Here is a 21,188-nt window from a genome sequence, read left to right as displayed (position 1 = left end):
TTCGGGGGGGATATTCCGAGAATGGCAGCACACAACGATCAAGAAGAGTCCTCAGTTCCTTCGATGAGAAGAAAAGCCCTAGAGGCCGGTAAACACTATGCCAAAGAGATGGTTAAAAAAGTACTAAAAGAAATCGCAAAGAAACTGATAAAAATGTTAGCAAAGTTGATAATGAAGCTAATTGCTAAATTAATAGCGGTTGTTCTTTTTTATATAGGAATTCCTGCGTTAATCGTTATTCTTCTAATAATAATAGTTGGTGGATGCATCATATATGTTTCTATATCGTTTGGCTGGCTGAGCAACGATGATAGCGGTGATATGGCACAGAAGCTCAAAAGCCAATATGAATCAGCTATCGTCAAGACGTCTGATTTGCCGGAGTATCGACCGCCTATGCTTGTTGTTCAAGCTATTGATAACATTCGAATTACTAGAAATAATCTGGAAAATACTGATATTGATCCTAAACCCATTGCTTCCGCTTTGAAGCCGGATCTTACATATAAGAAGTTTACAAATACAACCGTTACAATAACCGAAACGACTGAGGAAAAACAGATCTTGGATGAGGACGGGGAACCGCTTTATGACGAAAATGGAAAACTTAAAGTCGAAACTACAACCAATAGATCAGAGAGCAAAGACGAAGAGTCAGTAAATTTATTGGTTACAGCTCACGCCTGGAATCGAATTGAAAACATTAGCTATCATGAAGAGACTTCGACTACATCTTCAGGTAACACAACGGTCATTAAAACATTTTGGGTCAGAGACGAACAAGCATGCACGATGCCATCAACATCTACTGGCTCGGCAAACAGTGGAACGGTAGAAGGACAACCTTCAGGCAAATCTCATCCCCTTTTTATACTATATGGTCCTGCTGCTACGGAGGAAGAGAAAAAAAGCGGCGTTCCCGCTGCCGTCACTTTAGCTCAACTAGTCCAAGAAAGTGGCTGGCAACCCAGCGAGTTAGCATCAAAATACTACAATTTCTTTGGAATTAAAGCGCAAAATGGAGATGGCTGGACAGGTCCCGTTGTGCAATATCAAACAAAGGAACAAGATAGGTTTGGGAATGAATCTATTATAAATGCGAATTTCCGAGTTTATGCGAATGCTACTGAAGGATTCCATGGACATTCACAATTTTTGCTCGATAATGGCAGATATAAGCCTATACTATCTCTAAAAAACCCGTATGCTTTTGCGAATGGGTTACAAGTTGCAGGCTATGCTACCGATGTTAATTACGCCTATAATCTTAGGTCATTGATTCACGAGTACAACTTGACCCAATACGATCTCGATAAAGGTACTGATCCAGCAACAGGTCAGCCCTACGAAGATGTGGGCTATTCAGGACCAATCGGTGATATTACCGGTGGACTATTTTCCGGATGTGGAACGCCAGATTTTTCGAAATTTGATTTAATCCTCATGAAACTAGACTTTGGTACTGATGATGCAAGTATGGCCATGTTATCGATCAATGAAAATGATCCTAGTCATTCATTAATAGGTAGATACAACGGTTTTTTTATCGATGCCTTTCAAATCTTAAATGCTAGTGGCAGTTATGGTGATGGCTCTTCCAGCGGATCAATTGCAGATGCTCCTGTAATTCCAGGTAGTACAACTTGGATCTTCCCGACCCTCACAAAGGCTATTCTAGGTAGCCCATATGGCTGGCGATACGATAATACGAAAGGGAAGGAAGCATTGCACAAAGGGCAAGATATTTCTCGAACCCCTGATGATAGGAGTAATAACCTCAGCTACCCTATATATACCGTTGAAGACGGCGTAGTTGAATGGGCAGGTGACCGCAATGACGGTTATGGTTATAGCGTTCTTATTAACCATGGGAATAGCATTCGTACCCGTTATGGCCATATGGTAGCAGGAACCCTCAAAGTAAAGATCGATGAAAAAGTTAAAAAGGGGAAAGCCCTTGGCCTTATGGGCCAAACGGGTCTTTCGGATGGTGTCCATTTACATTTTGAGGTATTAGTTGGAGAAAATTATACGCCAGTGAACCCAATTGGCTATCTACACAAATAAAGGGGGCGAAGCGAAAATGAAATGGGCAATCGGAATAGGTGGACTATGGCTCGTAATTATTATCGGCCTCCTTATATACAGCCACATCCCAAAATCATCTACTTCATTGACAACGCCGCAACAACATGAATTATCATCAGAGCAGATACAAAACAGCGGACCAGTTGTCGGTGATGAAATCCAACAAGAGGAGTCGCCGGATCAAGTAATTACTAGGTATCTTCAATACATCAACGATGGTGACATTAATAACGCATCTAGCTTAGTTGAACCAAATACACTACTTGAATATACATCGAATCTAAAAGGCATGAGCGGCCATGCTGCAGTTGAAAAATTTGTAACTTTGTTTCCTGAAAAATCAGCTACTAACCTAGAAATTATAGGAGTAACCATTAGTGGGAACGAAGCAAATATCAATGTTTCTGTGAAGTTTAAATCTTTTAAAACTAAAAGTTATTCGTTCAAGTTAAAGTTACTTGTAGAGGATAGTCACCTAAAAGAACAATTTTGGTTAATTACTAAGCAGGCTGAAGACAACCAGGATGATGTTACCGACATTAGCAAGATTCCTGATGTGAATGCAGGTAAAGTGGATCAATCGAAAATTGTGCAGCCAAATAATCCAACAGATAAGATCGATCTATTTTTAACATTAATCAATGAGGGGAAATTAGATGGTGCTGCAGCTCTATTTGATCCCAATATTTTGATGGTCGCCATCTCAAATCAAAAGGGTAGAGATTCACGCGAAGTATTGGAAAGATTCGTTCAAATCTATCAGCCTGGTGATATGTTGTCGTATGTTACAACTCCAATTGATTCCAGCAACTCAAAAGAGAAGAGTTTTAAAGTTCAATTAAAAATGAAAAAAGGTGGGAATCAGATATATACCGTCCTACTTGACAACATCATCAACAATGCCACAACAGGGAAAGGTAACTGGTACATTAAAAGTATTGTGCGGCAGCCTTGATATGAGAGATGTTATTGAGAGAATGAATGGATGAATCATATACATGTTAATCAGTTTCACTTTCGAATCTGTAGTAGTCAGAGAAGCGGGGACCAGAGTTGCATAGATGAGGATGATTATATTGCATAATGATGGAGGATAAAAAGAGACGTAACCGCATGCGGTTATGTCTTTTTTACGTTCTCGTAAGATCACTCTCTTCTAAATAATGGTGTCAATCTTAATCTTTACTTACGATGGCTGCCCGATTTTGAAATCTAAAACTGTTTAGAACTAGTAACCCTGGTAATTCCCTGCGAGCAACTGTCCTGAAAATGACCTATGATTGACCTGTTGCTAACCTTATATATTAATAAACTTAGGTATATACTGATATCAAATGAAGGTTTGAAAGAGAGGTAACCCCATGCATAACGGATTAAAAATCAAAGAACTTCGAGAATTAAAACTATGGACACAGGAACAATTAGCAGAAATCGCAGGAATAAGTGAGAGAACAGTTAGAAGATTTGAATCAACTGGCAATGTTCAAAATGCTACCTTACTTTCTATTATGGAAGCTTTAGGAACAAACTTAGAAAAATTAAACAAAATGGATAGTAGTACTGATAAGTCGATAGAGAATGCTAGCTTACTCCATAGAATTGAGAATGGCAGAGAACTTGTTAAAATAGTCTGCTCTTCCGATCAATTAGCATACGATTATTATGATTGTAACAATGAGGAACTGATTCATCTTGCTCAAAATTTTTTGTCTAATGTTGTTGATATATTAGATATATGGAGTGATCTTGAAATTGGAGAGAAGTTTGGTATAGAGAACGACTTAACGAAAGAAATAAAATTGATGGATGAAAATGGGTTATGGATTTTCGGGGGTCAATTTGTAAAAAAAGACCAAAATTTGACTACAGCATCAATCGATATATATTCGAAAAATAACCCTATGATACTTAAATTTAATTGGATAAATACAAATTGAACCACGTATCTTATCTTTCTATGATACAGAGCGGATAAGGCGGATGTTCTTGATCGTGTCACATTAATATAACAAAGAATTTGATTTAAAGCGGGTTAGAAGGAGATTCAAATTCTCTAATGTTACCATAATACCCCTACACTAAAATGTATCTACTACCGGCCGTTCCTCGCTTGTATACTTAAATTACATATAAAAATGAGAGGGGTTAAGCGGAATGGAATTCAAAAACAACCTGAAACAACTTATGGAGGAAAAACAAATATCACAATATGGACTAGATAAAATATGTAATTTACAAATTAATACCATTAGAAAGTTAATAAATAACCCTCAACGAAATACCAGTTTGGAAAGCCTCCGTTCTTTAGCTCAAGCTTTGGATTGTAATATAAAAGACCTAATAGAGGATAATCCATCTGTCTTAGATTATGATAGAATTTCAGAAGCAAATAAGGAAAGACCTATTTTTATGCTGCATCAAGTATTTAGTCCTGAAAATATTAAGTATTTAAGGCAATTACTCCTTGAGGTTGGCGTGTCGTGTAGCATTACCCCTACCAGTAAGTATAGAACTGCTACTATAAAAAATGAATATGTATTAAGTTCGATACAACTCGACTTAAATTTGCGCGTATCCGAAGCCAATGCAATATCAAGGCTGCAAGTAATCAATTTTTATGTGTGCGTTAATAGTGAATTACAAAATGAACTCCTTATAAAAGACGCTCTCATAAGAGTATTGGAAATCTATGCTCGGAAACTAAATATTAACGAAATCTGTTTCATCATAGATCAAGATTTTGAAAGAGAAGATGATAACTACTCAAATACCTATTCCAATTTACCATCGGAGTTCTCCTTTACATTAGGCACTCAATCTTCTCTATTTAATGTGCATAAATATGAAAACTGTCCATCTTCAACTTATCATATGGATGAGATTGTATGGAGAAAAACATTAAATTAGTGTTCATACAAGACCGGCCACTGTTCTTCTCAAATGCTATTCCTATCACTACACTCGTTATAGCAAAAATATTCGCATCAGGATAGAAAGTAGTATATTGAACTATATATATACATTTTTTTAAAAAGGAACGGCGCACTTGCCGTTCTTTTAGTCTTATCCTTTTTTTGCTAACGATGTATATCAAATTGGTTTTCCTATTATATGGTACAATATTTGAATACTATAATAACTGGGGGCTGCATTATTGATACGTGATTCAATTATCAATTTTTTAGGCGAATTTAAACATAAATTCACAATACATGATCTTGAAGATAAAGTCATGCAAATGTTCGGCGGCCTAGATAAATATGAAAGAGCTGGTGGATACCTTGAATTTTATCAAGAGATTCAGAAGCTTCAAGATGAAGATGAGATAATACCTCTCAAAGCAAACAATGAAAACGGCAAGGTCCCTAGTTTGCCATTAAAGTGGAAGAAACGAACCATTGAGGTAAACGATTCATGGAATGATTTACAGTTTATCAGATCTGAAGTAGGAAATCTAAACGTAGCATACTATAAACGACATCCAGAAATGCAGACAAAGTTAGAATGGGATCGAATTGAAGCTGTACTTCAGTTTTTACAAACTCGCGATTCAAGAACATTTGTATCGAAAGAAGAACGGTCTTATGAACTATTCGGGTGGGAAAAGTGGCTAGATAAAAAAGAAGATGGGGATAAGTTTTTAAAGCGTATCGGCATTACTTTAGAAGACTTATGTGCCAAATCATATGGGGAGCCATTTGTTTTTTGGCAAAATCCCCAATCCACTTCATTCAAACAAGCGCTGATTGTGGAAAATTTATCAGCTTTCCATACCATTAAGCGTGCTTTAATCAAATTTAATCATATCTATGACTTACAGGTGGATGTATTGATCTACGGTGAGGGATATCACATTACGCGTAGTTTTCCATTTATTGATGAAATCGGGGCTCCAGAGAAGATCTATTATGTTGGAGACTTAGATCCATACGGTCTATCCATATTCTTAGATCTGTGCGAGAACTATCCAGAATACCCACTTCTGCCAGCTGCAAACCTTTATCGGGCAATGATACGGAATCATACTAAAACGACACCGGCCAATGGTGATTTTACATCTAATGCAGTTAAGGAGTTCATATCACGCCTTCAGACTGATGATGAAACAAGCAGTGTAATAAATGATTTATGGAAATCTAATAGGCGGATACCGCAAGAAGCAGTTAATTTTGAAACAATATGCAAGGAGTATGTCCATGGCTATTTATGAGGAAATTTTTGAACGATACCACGAGCGCAAGAAGACATTAAATCCATGTTTCCAATTCGGGACAGGGATTCAAATACCGACCGAATATTCCAAGGTATATAAAGATATCCTCTTCTTAATGCTCCTTGAAATCTTTTACCGCGAACTGCGAGATAACCCAGAACGTACAGATCGTGATTTACAAGAGATTGCTGAAGAGATCATGGTTAAGGTTGGCGTTCAAGCCAATTCAGATTTTATTGAACGGCTAGCAGATGCGCTTCTCTCCAGCGGGATCGGTCAGTATCGTGAGCCATTTATTTCATCGTATTACAACGAATCTACATCATCGTTTGAGGAAGAGCGTTTCCTATACCTTACGGAAGATACCGAGGCTATGCTTCGCTCCAAGTCTGACGCTCAAATCTGGAAGCTATCTGAATCTGGCCAAAAATTGATCTTTCTGAGTCTTGAAATGGCTGACGAGTTCGGCATCGAGATTCAGCAGTTATATACGTTGTCTTTCATTCGGAAAGGCAATTTTCAGAAGGCACTTGGTAACCTGGATCACGTGAAAGCTGCGGTCCGTGCTAAAGCCACGCAGGAGAGAGATTACGCTAAACGGATGCGAAGAGACCCAAGATCAATCTTCTCAAAAGAGCGAGAACACACGGAACGTCGCAAAAGCCTACAGGAGCAGTTTCAGGAACAAAAAAAACTCTTTTATGAGATGGACAACATTTTACACGAGAAGCTAAAAGATACGAGGGATCCTAAAGTTATCCGGGATATTGAATATCTGAAGGAAAAAGTGGATGAGTGTGTAGGAGAACATTCTAACTTAACCGAGCTTGTAGTGCAGAACTATTCTCAAGAAATAGCTTTGCAAAGAGAGATTGAACGGCTTTTGAACTATAACCGGTCATTTGTAAAGGATATATGGGAGAAGCATATATTCTCCGAAGGGTTTATTTTTGAAGATGGATTTGAACGTATACTGGAACCACTTTTTTCTCCGAAGCAAGAATTCATCTATCCGCTCAGTTGGGTATGGGATGAACATAATGTGGGAGAAATAGATACCGGGGTTGCAACCGCCGTGGAGGAAACAGAAGATACCCCCGTGATAAAAAGCACAAAAAGGGTGCCAATCGATTGGGATGCCATTGCAAACTTATGGACTCCAGTATTCAAGGAGGCTCTAGAGGACAATCAGAAGACCTGTGCGCTTCGTGATTGTCATATTGGGGATTGGACGCTCGACGCCTTAGAGATGTGGATGAAATTCCGTGATGGAGATTTTGAATTAAAATCGTCCCTATCACCGGTTCGCAAGTATGAAGACGACCGGGCCGTGCTATTACAACAAATCGTAAAGCGTGACCCCCGAATGATAGAAATAACAAATCAATATAGAATTAGAGTACGTACCGATGGCGGGGAACGTATTCAAAACGATTTAGTAAGTATTTCTCCTTTTACATTAACACTAATTCCTAAAGAACATAATGGAGGCTAGGCATGTACGACATTAGTCAGATTCATGAAGCACATAGTATATTTTTGCATTTGCTGCAGAACAAAGTGGTAAAGAAGGGTGATACGACTGTAGAAAATTATTTCCGCGATATGAACATCCAGCAACTCGTCAAACGGTTTGCAGATACATCCAGCACTCAAGTGCTTGTTGGCAACATGAATGTACACTTAGTGACAAAGCCTAAAGGATCAATCTTTGCCACAAACTTTACGCAGATGAAAGACCAGATGAAAGAGCGTAAAAACGATGGTAGAGTGGAAACAAGGCTTGAACTCTATATGATTCATCTCGTCATCATGGTTTATTTAAGTGAAGTAGACGGCGAGAGCGTTAAAGGGTCGCATATCAATTTGTATGGTGGAATTCGATATCTGGAATTAACGACCCGCGTATCAGAAGTCCTTGAATATTGGGATAAGCTTCTTGAGAATGATCCCGAGTTTGGAAAGAGACAAAAGATTGCGATGTCTCAATTGATTAATCTATGGGACACAACAAAACTGCAGCCTGATGAAGATGAGCAACTCAGGCCGAACGTCAGGACGAAATTTGGTATTGTGCACATGGCTTTGCGACTTCTTGAACAGGAAAAGCTGGTGAAAATATCGGATCAACGTGTAACCGCACTAGAAGCGTTACACGAGAGAGTGGAGCTGCTTTATCATAGTGAGCAGCGTTATCAGGAGTGGAAACGATTAATCGATTCAGCAACAGAACGAGGTGAGAGATAATGAGTGCAATTAATGCATATCGAGCAACAAACGTTAAATACAATAAACAGCAATTTTTTATGGATAACCTTTATCTATCGTTCGCAAATGATACAGACCTTGTCCATGCACTGGCTACCATGCCAAATGGTTTTGGGAAAGGGGTTATTCTGCAGCTAATCTTTCAAATTTTTAAGCCGATGATGGATTGGCAAAAAGGAAAAGGACGGGTTTCTCAGTTTTTTCATTCAAGTAGCGGTTTTAACCCTTACACATTATATTCGGCTCTTGAGTGGAAACTTGATGGTGCCGAAGAACGATTTCTTGTTACGGGCATCGCGATTTCGGCTCGAAGAGTTAAAGATGGTGATAATGCTCCCAAAACAGATGTCTACTATAAATTGTTCACAATTAAATGTGATTCATCAAGTGATCACCGACTTGCCAAACTCCCATATTGGGATGAGGAGACAGGAGAGTCATGGCCGCTGAGTAGATGGGAGGATTATGCTCGGGAGTTTCCTCAGCAGATCCGATTATACGGTGAATACGATCTTCGTAAATTTAGAGGTTACTTGCAAGAACATGGAATATTCGCTGATGAGTGGGAAGAAATGTTCGATATGAATCAAAATGAAGCTGGAACCACGATTCATTTTGAGAAGTTAGGTGCAGACCATAATGACGGTCTATTCCGGAACGTGATTATTCCATCCATTGAATCCAATCTTCGCCGGCTGGTGGGTCGAGACGGACGGGATCTAAAAGAACTTTTTATTGAGGTTGCCAAGATTGCGCATAATTTAAATACACTTCTTTCAAGAAAGTCAGCAATGACTGGTTTACTTGGTATGCTCGAAGAAGTTGATGGTGTTTACCTGAAGTTGCAGGATTCGGAGAGGGAGCAGAATAATCACGCTAAACGAGGCAGCTATCTAAAATCCGGATTAATAGAGCGCATAGAGGAAGCTGTGCGTGACCTGGCAACCTTAGAGATAGAAAGGCATGCTGCAGATGACGATGTGAAAGATGCAAGGTTCCAATTAAAGAACCTGACATACATTGAAGAGCAATATAAGCTATCAGATCTCGGAAAGAAAATTCGTGAGTTGAAAGCAACTGTTGAGACGGTAAAATCGAATGCGATTGAAAAGAAACACCTAAAAGAAGAAGCAGAGCTCGCAATTACTCGTAAGGAATATGAGGATATCTCAAGACAATTAGAGAATACGATCTCCCAAATCAAGTCCTTAATGATGAGGGAGCAGCTCACAGATGTAAAAGCACAGCAAGAGGAAATGGAACAAAACATTGAAAAGGAATGGCCAAGCCTAATTCAAAATCTCAGTCAAACAGTTAATGATGCAATTGGATATCAAAGTGTACTAGGAACGAATATCCAAATGGCTGAAAATGAGGTTAATGAGGTACATGGAGAGGGTCGAAAAATAAGTAAAGATATTGGAATCATAGAAGAAAAGATCAGATCATTCCAAAGTAAGTTGAAAGAAATGGAAGCTAGGTACAATGTAAACAATACCTATACTTTACCTCAACTCATTAAATTGACGGTAGAGGACCTTGAAAGATGCATCGAGAGTTTTGAATGTGAAAAGGATCTAAACGGTCAGTTAAGTCAGCAGTGTGCAAATCTTGAACGTGACAACGTGAAGCTAGAAACTCAAGTAGAACAGGAAGAAGCGGTTATACAATCACTTAATGATATCTACATGAAACAGTTGAAGCTCGAAGTGGATGCAGCCATTAAGCTTCAGCCCTTCTCAGGTTCGGAGCTACCATGGCATCAAGAGAAATACGTGTCCTGGTTAAAGGAACAACTTCCTGAGTTAGCAGCTGAGGCATCACGAATGGAACATGCTCTAAGACGGGAAGAAGAAGAAATACGCCGTTTAGAAAGTGAGAATATGATCACTGAAGGTGGCTTTTGGGTGCCCAATCCAACCATCCTACAATTAAGGGACGCTATTAAAAGTCACGGATATACCTGTCTTTTGGGAACAGAGTTTATACAAGAAAGATCTGAATCGGAGCGGGAGCGATTAAAACAAAATGCGATATTCCTCCCATACGGACTGATTATTTTGGAGAAGGAGCGAGAACAGGTGCTTCGTCTTGCCGCCTTTAAAAACCGTGTCCTATTCCATCCCGTTCCACTATTTTCTGTTGAGATTATCGACGGCTTGTCTTCACCATCATTCATTACGGTATCCAATCGAGCCGATGAAATTGGTTTTAGTCCTGAGGCTTTGAAAATGTATTTAATTGAAGCGGAAGAAGAACTGCAGCGGCGAAATAATAAATTAAAACATGCTTTCGCTGATTTAAATAACTTTAAAAGCGCACTTAAATTTACTGAAAAAGCGCTGGATTCTGAGCAATGCGCTGAACAACTGGGGGAAGAGTGTCAGGCACTTGAAGAAGTATGTGAGCGCAAGAAAATGCTGATTAGTGAACATAAACGCGAGATTGAAATTCTTCAAAACAAGATAGCCGGAGTGCGCAATACTCTGCAGGAGTTACAAGAAGAATTAAAAGATATTGAAAACAAAAAGATCGCACTTGAAGAGTTGGACAAATCTTGGAATGATCATAAGTTAAATGAGAAAAAATTGACTGAACTTAGTGCCTACGAGGAATTGGCCAAGGCTAAGATCCRGAAGATCACCGATAATAAACAGGAAGCACAGAAAGAGCTGGAAGAGCAGAAGAGATTATATTCTGATTGGAAGAATAGCATACAACCGGAGCTTGAGCGTTTTCGAGAAGCAATTCCTGCTTTACCTGCATTTGATTTTCAATCACATGTACCAAGTATTTTCCCGCCTGCATATTGGCCAACAATCCCGTCGAGTATAGAAGTGTACTTCAGTAACTGGAGAGTTTGCCAACAAACGCTTGAGCAGGCTAGTGTTGAAATGACGAGACTCGAAACTTTTAAAGGAGTCTATGTACACCAACAAGAGGAGAAAAGACGTGAGCTTTTTGCTTTAAATGAAATGTGGGAAAAGAAAGTCACGCCAACAGAATCACTTGACGTATTGAAGCTACGACGCAAGCAGCACGAAGAGGATTTTGAGGAAGCTGACTTGAAAAGGCAAAAGTATGAAGTTCAATTATCAGACTTACAAGGTTCAGAGCGGACGATGATCACACACGCCGAGAAATTAAAGAATGAAATTGAAAATGAGTTCAAACCATGGGAAGTAGACTATAGAAGCGGTATTGATGTGGAAAATCAGCATAAGGAATTCAATTTTAAGTTATCCCAGGCAAATGAAAAGTTACAGAGTGCTAAAACCAGTATTGGTGAAACTTTGAGGAGAAAATCGATTTGGGAGCAATCCAGCGAAGCGTTGCAGCACCTTAGTGAAAGCAACCATCGCGTACCTCGGGATGTGTATATTGAGGTAGGTACGGATGCAAAGAGTGCTGTAAGGGATTGGGTTAAGAAGTCATCTGAATTAGACAAGGAACTAGGTGTCATTAAAACTTCGTCTTTTCAAGCGGTGAAGGGTGTTCAGAAGAAGATTAAGGAAGCCAAGTGGGATGATGAGATGAAACAGCACGGAGATGACTTTTTCGATAGTCTTCTTGTCATGGATGAGGCAGTTCAGGTTCGACAAAAAATTTCTGAAGCTAAGACGATCTATGAAGGCATTCTTGAACGTGAGGAAGCAAATCTTAACCAAGCACAAGAGGCTGAGCTCAGATGGGTACAAACTGCGACAGAACATAGCCGGCAAATCATTAATCATATAAGTGAGATGGTAAAAGGCATGTCGATCCGGAATCGCTATAGTTATTCATTCCCTCTGATGAAGCTGAAGGATGAAAGCATGCCGCGGATTGAAGAAATTGAATCACGCATGAAAGAGCTATTTCGTCAAACACTTCGGTTTATCGAGGATAAAAAGGTTGAATTTAGCAGGCTCAACAAGGGTGACTTAGGTAAACGTTTAGACCCTGGTGATGTGGTCTATGCAGCGTATAATTATACTTTTCCAACGATGCAGGTTTATAACATGAACATTGAGAATACATTCTGGGTTGACAAGCCTTACGAAAAATATTTCAAGGATTGGGAAGTATTCTTGCAAGGATCGGATGAGGAATCGACAGGTAGTGGAGGACAACGACTTGCTGCTTTCACGCTCTTGTCGATCATGATTACAACGCAAAAAAGGCGCCGTGATAAACAAGCGAAACGCTCTGTGCTTATCAACGACAACCCATTTGCTAATGCCGTATCTGAGCATGTCCTTGACCCAATCTTTCGAGTAGCAGATGCCCTTGGTATTCAATGGATTGTTGTTGCTCCTCCTGAATTGGTTAAATTAGAAGTAAGTGAGAGGTTTCCATCTTATTATGCTTTGGATCTTGAATCTGATGGTACTGGTAAGAGAAAAGTTGTTGTATCTAGTAGGCACATTCGGAACAGAGTGGAGTTTCAACAATTAGAATTTACTTCTTAACAGAAAGCTTATATTAATAGAAACCCGCTTCATTTTGAAGCGGGTTTTTATCTTAATTTCTTGTCATTAGACTTTAGACCTTCTTCTTTTTTTATTTAGTTACGTTACATTACATAACATTTGTTATGTAAACAGTTTTACAAACAAATCGAAGAGTTGGAATATCATACACGTCGGAACACAGAAATATTTATCGGAATGATTAATACGGAAGCGGCAGAGCGGCTTAATATGTCCCAGCAGCATTCAGAGGTGTTAGCAACTCGCGCCGATGTTATATTTAATCAAGAGCGAGAGATATACGAACTTAAGAAAGAATTAAAGGCTCAGTCTGACGAATTAGGCCGACTCACAAAAGAAAATGGATCTCAGGCGAAGCTAATAGAGCAACTACAAGAGTCAGTCCGTGATAAGGGCTTGATTGTGGAGCAACGCGGACAAGAAATAACGACGCTTTCCGAAATAGTGAACGAGTACAAGGCAGCGGCGAATGAGAACAAGGTTTTGAAAGCAGAAGTATACAGGTTATCGGAAATTGCCAATACACAATCGAGTCGTATTGTAGTTTTGGAGTCTGATCTCTTAACTTCGGATACTAACAATGAAAAGAAGCACAAGGAAGTTGAGGAACGTCATAAGGAAACTCTGGAAAGACTTTCGGAGCGTAAGGAATTGGAGAAAGAACGTGAATTGCTGAGCATCCGGACTGAGTATCAAGCGAAATTAGAAAAGGAACGCGAGGACGCTACCGTGAAGCTCCGCGAACAGTACGAGCAACGCGATAAACTTCGAGAAGAAATTGCCAAGCTTCAGCATTCGAAGTCTGAGGAAGGCGGTAAGTCATCTGAATAGAAGTAACCAATTTCCATTAGGAGGATTAACAATTGTATCCGTTTGGTTGGGTTGTTTTCACAGTAATATCTATCATTTTGGGGTTTAATATATATTCACTCTCTCTAACTAGCGGTCAAGAAAAAGCAAGAAGAAACCATAGAGTGATTGTCGGCTTAGAGAGTATTTGGGTCTGCGGCCTTACCACATTAATATTAGTTAAGCTCATTTGATTATATTTTTTAGCAACTTTATTCGATCTAACGCCTTTTTTTACTCTACTGAAAAGCTTAGAGGTGAACCACTTGAAGTCTTTCTATGAACAAGATATAGACGATTTCCAAACTTATCTTCAGAATCGTGGCTACACCTCACGTACGCAAAATGAATATGTTCGTGAAGTAATCACTTTCCTCGATTATGTGAAGGTACCGGCAACATCTGTAACTAAAGTCGATATTATGCGATTTCAAAAAGTAATGCGAGATCGTGGCGCTGGTGATGGAGCAATTAACCGCATGATTTCATCAATACGATGTTTTTATAAGGCTCTACTCGAATTTGAAAAGATCCCTGGTAATCCGGCCATCACTGTGCCCAAATCAAAAGTTGAAAAGAACAAGTCCCCTGTATTTTTGAACGAGGAGGAGCTCACGGATTTCCTGGAATACGTCGATGGAAGACACAAACTCCGTAACCTTGCCATTTGTCTTGTGATGGCCTATGCGGGTCTACGTGTAAGTGAAGTACATTCTATAAACCTCGAGCATTTTCAAACTGGCGAACAGCCGTCACTTCACTTTATGGGTAAGGGTAGAAAATGGAGATCAGTCCCGCTTCATGATAGTGTTGCAGTCGTACTCCAAAAATATCTACAGGAGAGGGTGCAGCCCAAGGATGGAGATTCCTCAGCTCTCTTCATTTCACAAGAAGGACGCAGGATTGGACGTAGAACGATACAAAGTATAATCGATCGAACGTCAAGCCTTATTAAACAAGATCGCCCAACACTTAAAGAGAAAAAAATTAGCAGCCATAAATTGAGGCATACCTTTGCAACTCAACACTTCCGGAGTGGCACAGATCTTCGTACTCTGCAGGAACTGCTAGGGCATTCAGATATCTCAACTACGCAAATTTACACTCACGTCGATAATGAACAGTTAGTAGCGGCGCAATCGAAGATTCGTCCGAGAATACCAGTTAATTATTAATCTATCAAGACAATAAAGGGGGAACTTTATGGAGTGGCTAGCAATGATTACAATGATCATCGATCATATAGGTTATGTCTGGTTTCCGAATATCCCCGATTGGAGGATCATTGGAAGGATAGCTTTTCCAATATATGCCTTCGGTGTGGCAAGTGGGATGTCGTATACTCGTGACCCCCAAAAGTATATGATTCGCTTATTATTCCTCGCAATCATATCTCAACTACCATATACGCTCTTGTTCAAAAATGAGTCAATTAATGTCATTGCCGCGTTTACTATAATTGTGTTTGCTTTGTACCGTGTAGAAGCTGCAGATAAGTTACTGACAAAACTACTTTGGTTTATGGGAGCGGGAATATTCCTTGATATTCTTGGAACTGATTACGGCTCCTACGCATTGCTGCTAGTCGCGATTTACCGATATTCTCGTGGTTTCCAAGCAATTTTTTTACATGCTTTAATCAATTTCTTTGCTTTCTATGCTTTCCATACACCACTTCAATTGTGGAGTATCATTCCAACATTGGCGCTTGCTTGGGTGCCTTCAGACCAACAAGTGATTTCACCGAAGTATCAAGTGCCTAAATGGCTATGGAGGAGCTTTTATCCAGCCCATTTATTGTTCCTGTGGTTGGTGTTAAACTTTTTGCCTAGATAAATCGAAGGTATTGAAAAACTTCAACACCTTTAATTGAAAGGAACTTGAATCTCAATGGATAATCGAAAATTTCAAATTGGGGAGCGCAATGCTTGTATGTGTGTGCGAATTCCATAGTTCCACCGTCCTGTGGTGTTCGTAACTGCTGCTCGCATATCTGCTGTGTCGCAGATCGATGTCATGATTGTGGCCAAATGCTCTTTGTGGAAACATATACGAAATGTCTTTTGCCATTTACTTTAATCCTTTTAGAGCACGACGCATTTCGAAAGCTATGCAGGCTTGAGCAATGATAGGCTCAATACATTCCGCAATGTTATAACTTTGTGGAATCGGAATCATATCCTTATTTGCTTCGATCTCCTTTAAGTCATACCGAACCATCCCCTCATAGCGGTACTTATTTACTCCTTTGTTATGCAATAAATTATAGACCTGCGCGTTATGATTATACATAAAATGATGTTTTAGTTCTTGAAGACTGTAAAGTTTGTCTGGAATCTCATTCACAGAAAGTAATATCGTATGCAATTGGAATTCTTTCTTAAACAAGCTTAAGGATGCCTCAGCCAAGAGAGCTAGTTTAGATTGGCTGCCAGCCAACTGTGCAAACCCTTCAAACATAGCATTTGATTCAAAAGCCTCATATGTAAGAAGATCGTAACGGTGTTCGCGCTGAACATGCAGCTGAAGAAATTCCTGAAATGATGATCGGTGAAGTAAAATCCGTTTTTGTAACAGAGTGATAGTATCCGCGGAGAGATCAGCAAATTCCTCAGACTCCCGAATAGCCTTGCGAATAATCGAGGTGACGTTAATGTGCGGCACTTTCGGTTTAAATTCCTGTAATACGTATACATAAGAGCAGCCCAGGTAAGCACCCGCTTCCTCTAAAGAAAGATTGAACCCAGACTCCATGTAAGATAAATAAATTCTTACGATGTCGCCTATTTTCTTGCCTTTACCATCGATTTTAACCGCCATTTCATTTTTCTGATCCCATTCCCTTTTTCGATGAGAAGAATCACTGTTCTCTGTATCCATAAGTAATCAATCACCTGCTTTAATAAGTTATATATAATTATAATTTAAGATTATGATATTGAAAACATTTATAAAATTGAGTAAAGTGTGAGTGCCCGGTATGAACCGCGTTTATAACAGCATATAGAAAGTGAGCAGCATGAAATTTAATGTTGCATTCCAATGCTGCTCAGTTAACTGTACCCAGTATTAGCAAATTCACACAACTGAGAAAAGGTGATTGATTACCGCTTAAGATATGACAAGCGAAGTATATACAATCAATCTTGGTTACACCACCAATATCATATTCCTAGATCAATGTTTTAACTCGGAGGAGTAAGGAACCACTGCCAACCTTTCACAGACAGACGTATGCAAATGATAGTGATATAATAGAAGATAACTCAATCTGGCCACTTTCTCTAGGGTCGATCAATCGAAAGGGGATCGCAGGATGAAACATCTAGTAAAGCATAAAGGGAACGGACAAGAATTGGTTCTCGACCACACTCAAATTAATGATATGGTTTTTGACGTTAGCGATAACATTATCGTTTTTGATATTGACATGGAAGCATACCTACTTATTAATGAAGACATTTAATAGCAACACTGATTTCCTTCAGAAAAAATTTATCCATTTAGCGAGGTGTCTATTTTGCGAGATTCTCTTTGGGCCAATGCGCCCAATCTAATATATTAAATCTTGAAAAGCGTATATCATTAGCCCTTTCATTAAAGAGAGGTTATCAGTACATTTGCAGTCATTGTATACAAATCTTTACACTACCACTACTCAGCACCACTATTGAAGTTGCCACAGAAGAAGTACTGGACAATATTATTGTTAGTAATTCCTCCCCTGCAATTGGGAATAATAATAATGAAACAACAATCAGTCCAGAACCGAGTAATGTAGAACAACTTGATCTATTTTCACTTTAGGTAAAGCTCGCTTATCACACAAACATATGCCAAAGGATTGAGGTGATCAGTACTGTGTGCGGACGGTTTACTCTAACAACCACGCTAGAAGAAATTTCTAACCGATACGATATGGATGTTACAGACATGCCCACAAACTATTCACCTACATACAATGCAGCTCCTATGCAGAAATTGATAAGTATATCATTGTGACTTAACCCATAAAAATGTAATCAAATGGAGTATTAGTTTGCAATATTAAAAAAATGCCTTTAAATGCTGATTAAATAAGCTTCATCAGATTGATTGATATGCTCTCTAGGGGTTAATTCATATCATAATTTGCAGGTGCTTTATTATTTTTGTATAAATAGAGTCGATATTCTGTACCCGTGGCAATATTATTTACCAAAAAGTGACTTATGGCCAACTTATGATTCAACATAGGAGATGAATAAAAAAAGCCATCTATTGTATTGTTTTACTGTCAGTTAACGAAACTGAAAATGGGATAGTATATAACCAGTTTTCTCTTGAATTAAAGAATAACGATGGTTGAACAAACCTTAAAAGGCTGCCGCGTGCAGCCTTTAGTGATAACGAGTATTTTCAGACTATGAATATATACGAGGTCATGACCATTTTACTTTGCAGAGCTCTTGATACTATTACCATGTCATCGAGTTACTGGGGTGGAAATGAAGAATGTAAGTATTTAATCAATTTGTTCCTGGATGAATTTAATCTCGATATTGTAGAAGCAATAGATTGGATATAAGTAAAAGTTGCAGTTAGTTCTGCAACTTTATTTTTTTTTGAATAGAAATAGTCATAGGCCAGGACGAGAAACTAATGCCATAAACTACCGATGATATATTGAGCTATCGAGGCTCCTCATTCTGACAGTTATTAAATGATTAGTAAAAACATGGTATGGATATTAATTATCGAATTACTCGTTCATATCCGACAAAACTCCATGTATTATCTCGTGTCGAAAAGTATGTAAGACTTTCATACAAGTTGTTCTAGACTAACTTTCGGACAAAGCGGTTGTGGTTTTTAAAGGTGAAAAAATAGTAGCATAAAAGTGTCCGAAAGTATCAACTTCTAGACTCCATAGTAGAACCTTGTTATGAAAAACCGGGAAAATGTCGAAAAGGAATTTCCAGTCTAACGTGCTATAACATCCTTGTTTTTTTGAAACTGGGTACGTTCGCGAAATAGGATGAGTCGGTGTAAATGAAACAAAACAATCTGATTTTCGGCGGTATTTTTTATATTGACACCATATTCTGGGATGGGTTATGATTTACCTGTAATACAGGTATTAAATCAGTATGTAAGGTTACTAGCGTGTGATAAGTAAATAGGGGGAGAGAGGAATGGAACCCAATAAATCTTCATTACTGTACGTTGAAGTGAAAAGTAAATTAATAGAATTGATTACAACATTAAAACCGCATGAACGGCTTCCTTCACGCAATGAGTTGGTAACACAATTTAAAGTGGCCAGAACAACGATCGAAAGAGCGATCTCGGAACTGATCGGAGAAGGTTATTTATATGCACGTGATGGAAGCGGTACCTATGTAGCGGAACATATTCAGTCTGCTTCGGCACTAATGAGTAGTTCTACCTGGGGGCTGGTGATTCCCGATATCATGAATGATGTTTATCCCGCCCTGTTGCGTGCTGTTGAAGATGTTGCAAATCAGAACGGAATCCATCTTATCGTTTGTAATACGGATAACAAAGTGGAAAAACAAACCAATTACATAAATAAGTTGATTGATTCCAATGTTCAGGGCCTCATAATCGTTCCAGTCATTGACAAGAAAGCGGATGACTCCCCCTTCAGAAGACTAGAAGTCATGAACATTCCATTTGTGTTTTGCAATAGGGGCGTTTTTGGGGTGGATGCCCCCTTAGTAACGACCAATAGTTACTATGGAGCTTATATGGCTGTAAAATACTTGCTTGAGTCCGGTTATCGAAAAATCTCTTATATTTCCAGTCCGTTATACTCCACTTCACTTGAGCGGTATCAGGGTTACATTTCGGCTTTAGGCGAAGCGGGGATCGAACTGGAGGAACAATTAGTCTTTTTTGGAGATTCGTTTACGGAGGAAAAGCCAGGGTACAAGGAGGCATTAGAGCTTCTGTCGAATCACCCACGACCGGATGCGTTTTTCTGCTTCAATGATCAAATTGCTGCGGGTGTTTATGAAGCTGCAGTGGACCAAGGACTTAAGGTAGGAAAAGATATCGGTCTGATCGGTTACGGTAATAACCACATTTGTGAGAAACTCCCGGTAAAGCTGTCGACTGTGAATTTCGACTCCTTCCAAATAGGATTGAAAGCGGTTGAAATACTGCTCAAATTGATCAAAGGAGAGACCGTCAGCAGAAACAAACTGGTCATCCTTCATCCTGAATTGATAGTCAGGGACAGTAGTGAAAGAGTTAACGGTACATTAATTGGTATTACAGAAATGTACTGATTAAGTTAATCTGTATTACAAGAAATAGAAACGGGGGATCGCATTTGAAAAGCGTTGAAATCCAACAGAATGCGCCGGGATCATCGAAGCTAAAGAAATCACTATCGRAGGAAATGTTGAAAATCTGGCAACTCTATTTGCTCATGCTCTTGCCCTTGCTTTACCTACTAATCTTCAAATATATCCCAATGTATGGAGCTCAAATCGCTTTTCGTGACTTTTCTCCGATAAAGGGTGTATGGGAAAGTAATTGGGTCGGATTCCACTATTTCAACCGGTTTTTCCACTCCTACCAATTCTGGCCAGTTATCCGGAACACGGTCGCACTGAGCTTCTATCAATTAATCGCCGGTTTTCCCTTTCCCATCATTCTTGCACTAAGTTTGAACTATGTGACTAACATCCGTTTCAAGAAGACAGTTCAAATGGTGACTTACTTTCCCCATTTTATTTCCGTCGTTGTGATGGTCGGCATTATCTATCAAGTTCTTGACCCGCGCATTGGGATTGTTGCCGAAATTGTCAAACTGTTTGGCGGAAGCCCGGATAATTATTTAGGCAAAGCGGATTTATTTCAGAGCATCTATGTTTGGTCGGGGGTTTGGCAAAACGTTGGTTTCGACTGCATCATATATTTGGCAGCGCTATCAACGATCGATCCCGCCCAGCATGAAGCAGCTGTCATGGACGGGGCCAGCAAGCTGAGAAGGATGTGGCATATTGATCTTCCAGGAATTTTGCCTATCGCGATTATCCTTTTGATTCTGAATGTCGGACATATGCTCGAGATTGGCTTCGAGAAAGTTTATCTCTTGCAGAATCCGTTAAATCTTCAAACTTCCGAAGTAATCGATACATACGTTTATAAGGTTGGGCTTACTTCCCAGGTGGTTGATTTTTCCTATGCGTCGGCTATTGGATTGTTCCGTAATGTGATTAATCTATTCCTGCTGATCGGCGTCAACCAAATCTCGAAGAAGTTAGGTCAGGAAAGCCTATGGTAGG

At 39.3% G+C, this 21,188-nt stretch carries 15 protein-coding genes; 14 read left to right on the top strand and 1 reads right to left on the bottom strand.

What is annotated here, in order from left to right:
* Positions 1-21: 21 nt before the first annotated feature.
* The 11 genes from AC1DVJ_RS20045 (at position 22) to AC1DVJ_RS19995 (ending at position 15,726) form a co-directional block, all read left to right on the top strand.
* Positions 22-2,067 (top strand): glucosaminidase domain-containing protein, encoded by a 2,046-nt coding sequence (locus AC1DVJ_RS20045; protein ID WP_477592986.1) that lies wholly within the window; start codon positions 22-24, stop codon positions 2,065-2,067.
* The gene (locus tag AC1DVJ_RS20040; protein WP_477593011.1) at positions 2,048-3,043 is read left to right on the top strand and encodes a hypothetical protein; all 996 of its coding nucleotides are present in this window, start codon (positions 2,048-2,050) and stop codon (positions 3,041-3,043) included. Before AC1DVJ_RS20045 ends, AC1DVJ_RS20040 begins: the two co-directional genes overlap by 20 nt.
* Positions 3,044-3,449: 406 nt before the next feature.
* Complete coding sequence (locus tag AC1DVJ_RS20035) at positions 3,450-4,025, top strand: helix-turn-helix domain-containing protein (protein ID WP_477592985.1); 576 nt, start codon at positions 3,450-3,452, stop codon at positions 4,023-4,025.
* 217 nt (positions 4,026-4,242) lie between these two features.
* A complete protein-coding gene (locus AC1DVJ_RS20030; protein WP_477592984.1) occupies positions 4,243-4,995 on the top strand; it encodes a helix-turn-helix domain-containing protein in 753 nt (250 codons plus the stop codon).
* A 247-nt stretch (positions 4,996-5,242) separates the two neighbouring features.
* Positions 5,243-6,298 (top strand): Wadjet anti-phage system protein JetD domain-containing protein, encoded by a 1,056-nt coding sequence (locus tag AC1DVJ_RS20025; protein ID WP_477592983.1) that lies wholly within the window; start codon positions 5,243-5,245, stop codon positions 6,296-6,298.
* Positions 6,285-7,796, top strand: coding sequence for a hypothetical protein (locus AC1DVJ_RS20020; RefSeq protein WP_477592982.1), 1,512 nt, complete (start codon positions 6,285-6,287; stop codon positions 7,794-7,796). The genes AC1DVJ_RS20025 and AC1DVJ_RS20020 overlap by 14 nt, the downstream gene beginning before the upstream one ends.
* 2 nt (positions 7,797-7,798) lie before the next feature.
* Entirely contained in the window at positions 7,799-8,548 is a 750-nt protein-coding gene (locus tag AC1DVJ_RS20015; protein ID WP_477592981.1) for a DUF6063 family protein, read from the top strand.
* The gene (locus AC1DVJ_RS20010; RefSeq protein WP_477592980.1) at positions 8,548-13,020 is read left to right on the top strand and encodes a coiled-coil domain-containing protein; all 4,473 of its coding nucleotides are present in this window, start codon (positions 8,548-8,550) and stop codon (positions 13,018-13,020) included. Before AC1DVJ_RS20015 ends, AC1DVJ_RS20010 begins: the two co-directional genes overlap by 1 nt.
* A gap of 198 nt (positions 13,021-13,218) precedes the next feature.
* Positions 13,219-13,872, top strand: coding sequence for a hypothetical protein (locus AC1DVJ_RS20005; protein ID WP_477592979.1), 654 nt, complete (start codon positions 13,219-13,221; stop codon positions 13,870-13,872).
* Positions 13,873-14,156: 284 nt separating this feature from the next.
* Positions 14,157-15,065, top strand: coding sequence for a tyrosine-type recombinase/integrase (locus tag AC1DVJ_RS20000; RefSeq protein WP_477592978.1), 909 nt, complete (start codon positions 14,157-14,159; stop codon positions 15,063-15,065).
* Between the two features lie 43 nt (positions 15,066-15,108).
* Complete coding sequence (locus AC1DVJ_RS19995) at positions 15,109-15,726, top strand: TraX family protein (RefSeq protein ID WP_477592977.1); 618 nt, start codon at positions 15,109-15,111, stop codon at positions 15,724-15,726.
* Positions 15,727-15,960: 234 nt separating this feature from the next.
* Here the strand turns inward: AC1DVJ_RS19995 and AC1DVJ_RS19990 are convergent, their stop codons facing one another.
* Positions 15,961-16,770 (bottom strand): hypothetical protein, encoded by an 810-nt coding sequence (locus AC1DVJ_RS19990; RefSeq protein ID WP_477592976.1) that lies wholly within the window; start codon positions 16,768-16,770, stop codon positions 15,961-15,963.
* Positions 16,771-17,206: 436 nt separating this feature from the next.
* Here AC1DVJ_RS19990 and AC1DVJ_RS19985 point away from each other — a divergent pair, with 436 nt between their 5' ends.
* The 3 genes from AC1DVJ_RS19985 to AC1DVJ_RS19975 all read left to right on the top strand — a co-directional run bounded on the left by AC1DVJ_RS19985 (position 17,207) and on the right by AC1DVJ_RS19975 (position 21,187).
* Positions 17,207-17,356 carry a hypothetical protein gene (locus tag AC1DVJ_RS19985; RefSeq protein ID WP_477592975.1) on the top strand — a complete coding sequence of 50 codons (150 nt, stop codon included), beginning with the start codon at positions 17,207-17,209 and terminating at the stop codon, positions 17,354-17,356.
* Between the two features lie 1,708 nt (positions 17,357-19,064).
* A complete protein-coding gene (locus AC1DVJ_RS19980) occupies positions 19,065-20,183 on the top strand; it encodes a GntR family transcriptional regulator (RefSeq protein ID WP_477592974.1) in 1,119 nt (372 codons plus the stop codon).
* Between the two features lie 113 nt (positions 20,184-20,296).
* Entirely contained in the window at positions 20,297-21,187 is an 891-nt protein-coding gene (locus AC1DVJ_RS19975) for an ABC transporter permease (protein ID WP_477592973.1), read from the top strand.
* Position 21,188 lies beyond the last annotated feature (1 nt).

Source organism: Paenibacillus sp. P4_A9 (genome assembly GCF_056402415.1).
This window is presented reverse-complemented; position numbering and strand designations above follow the sequence as displayed.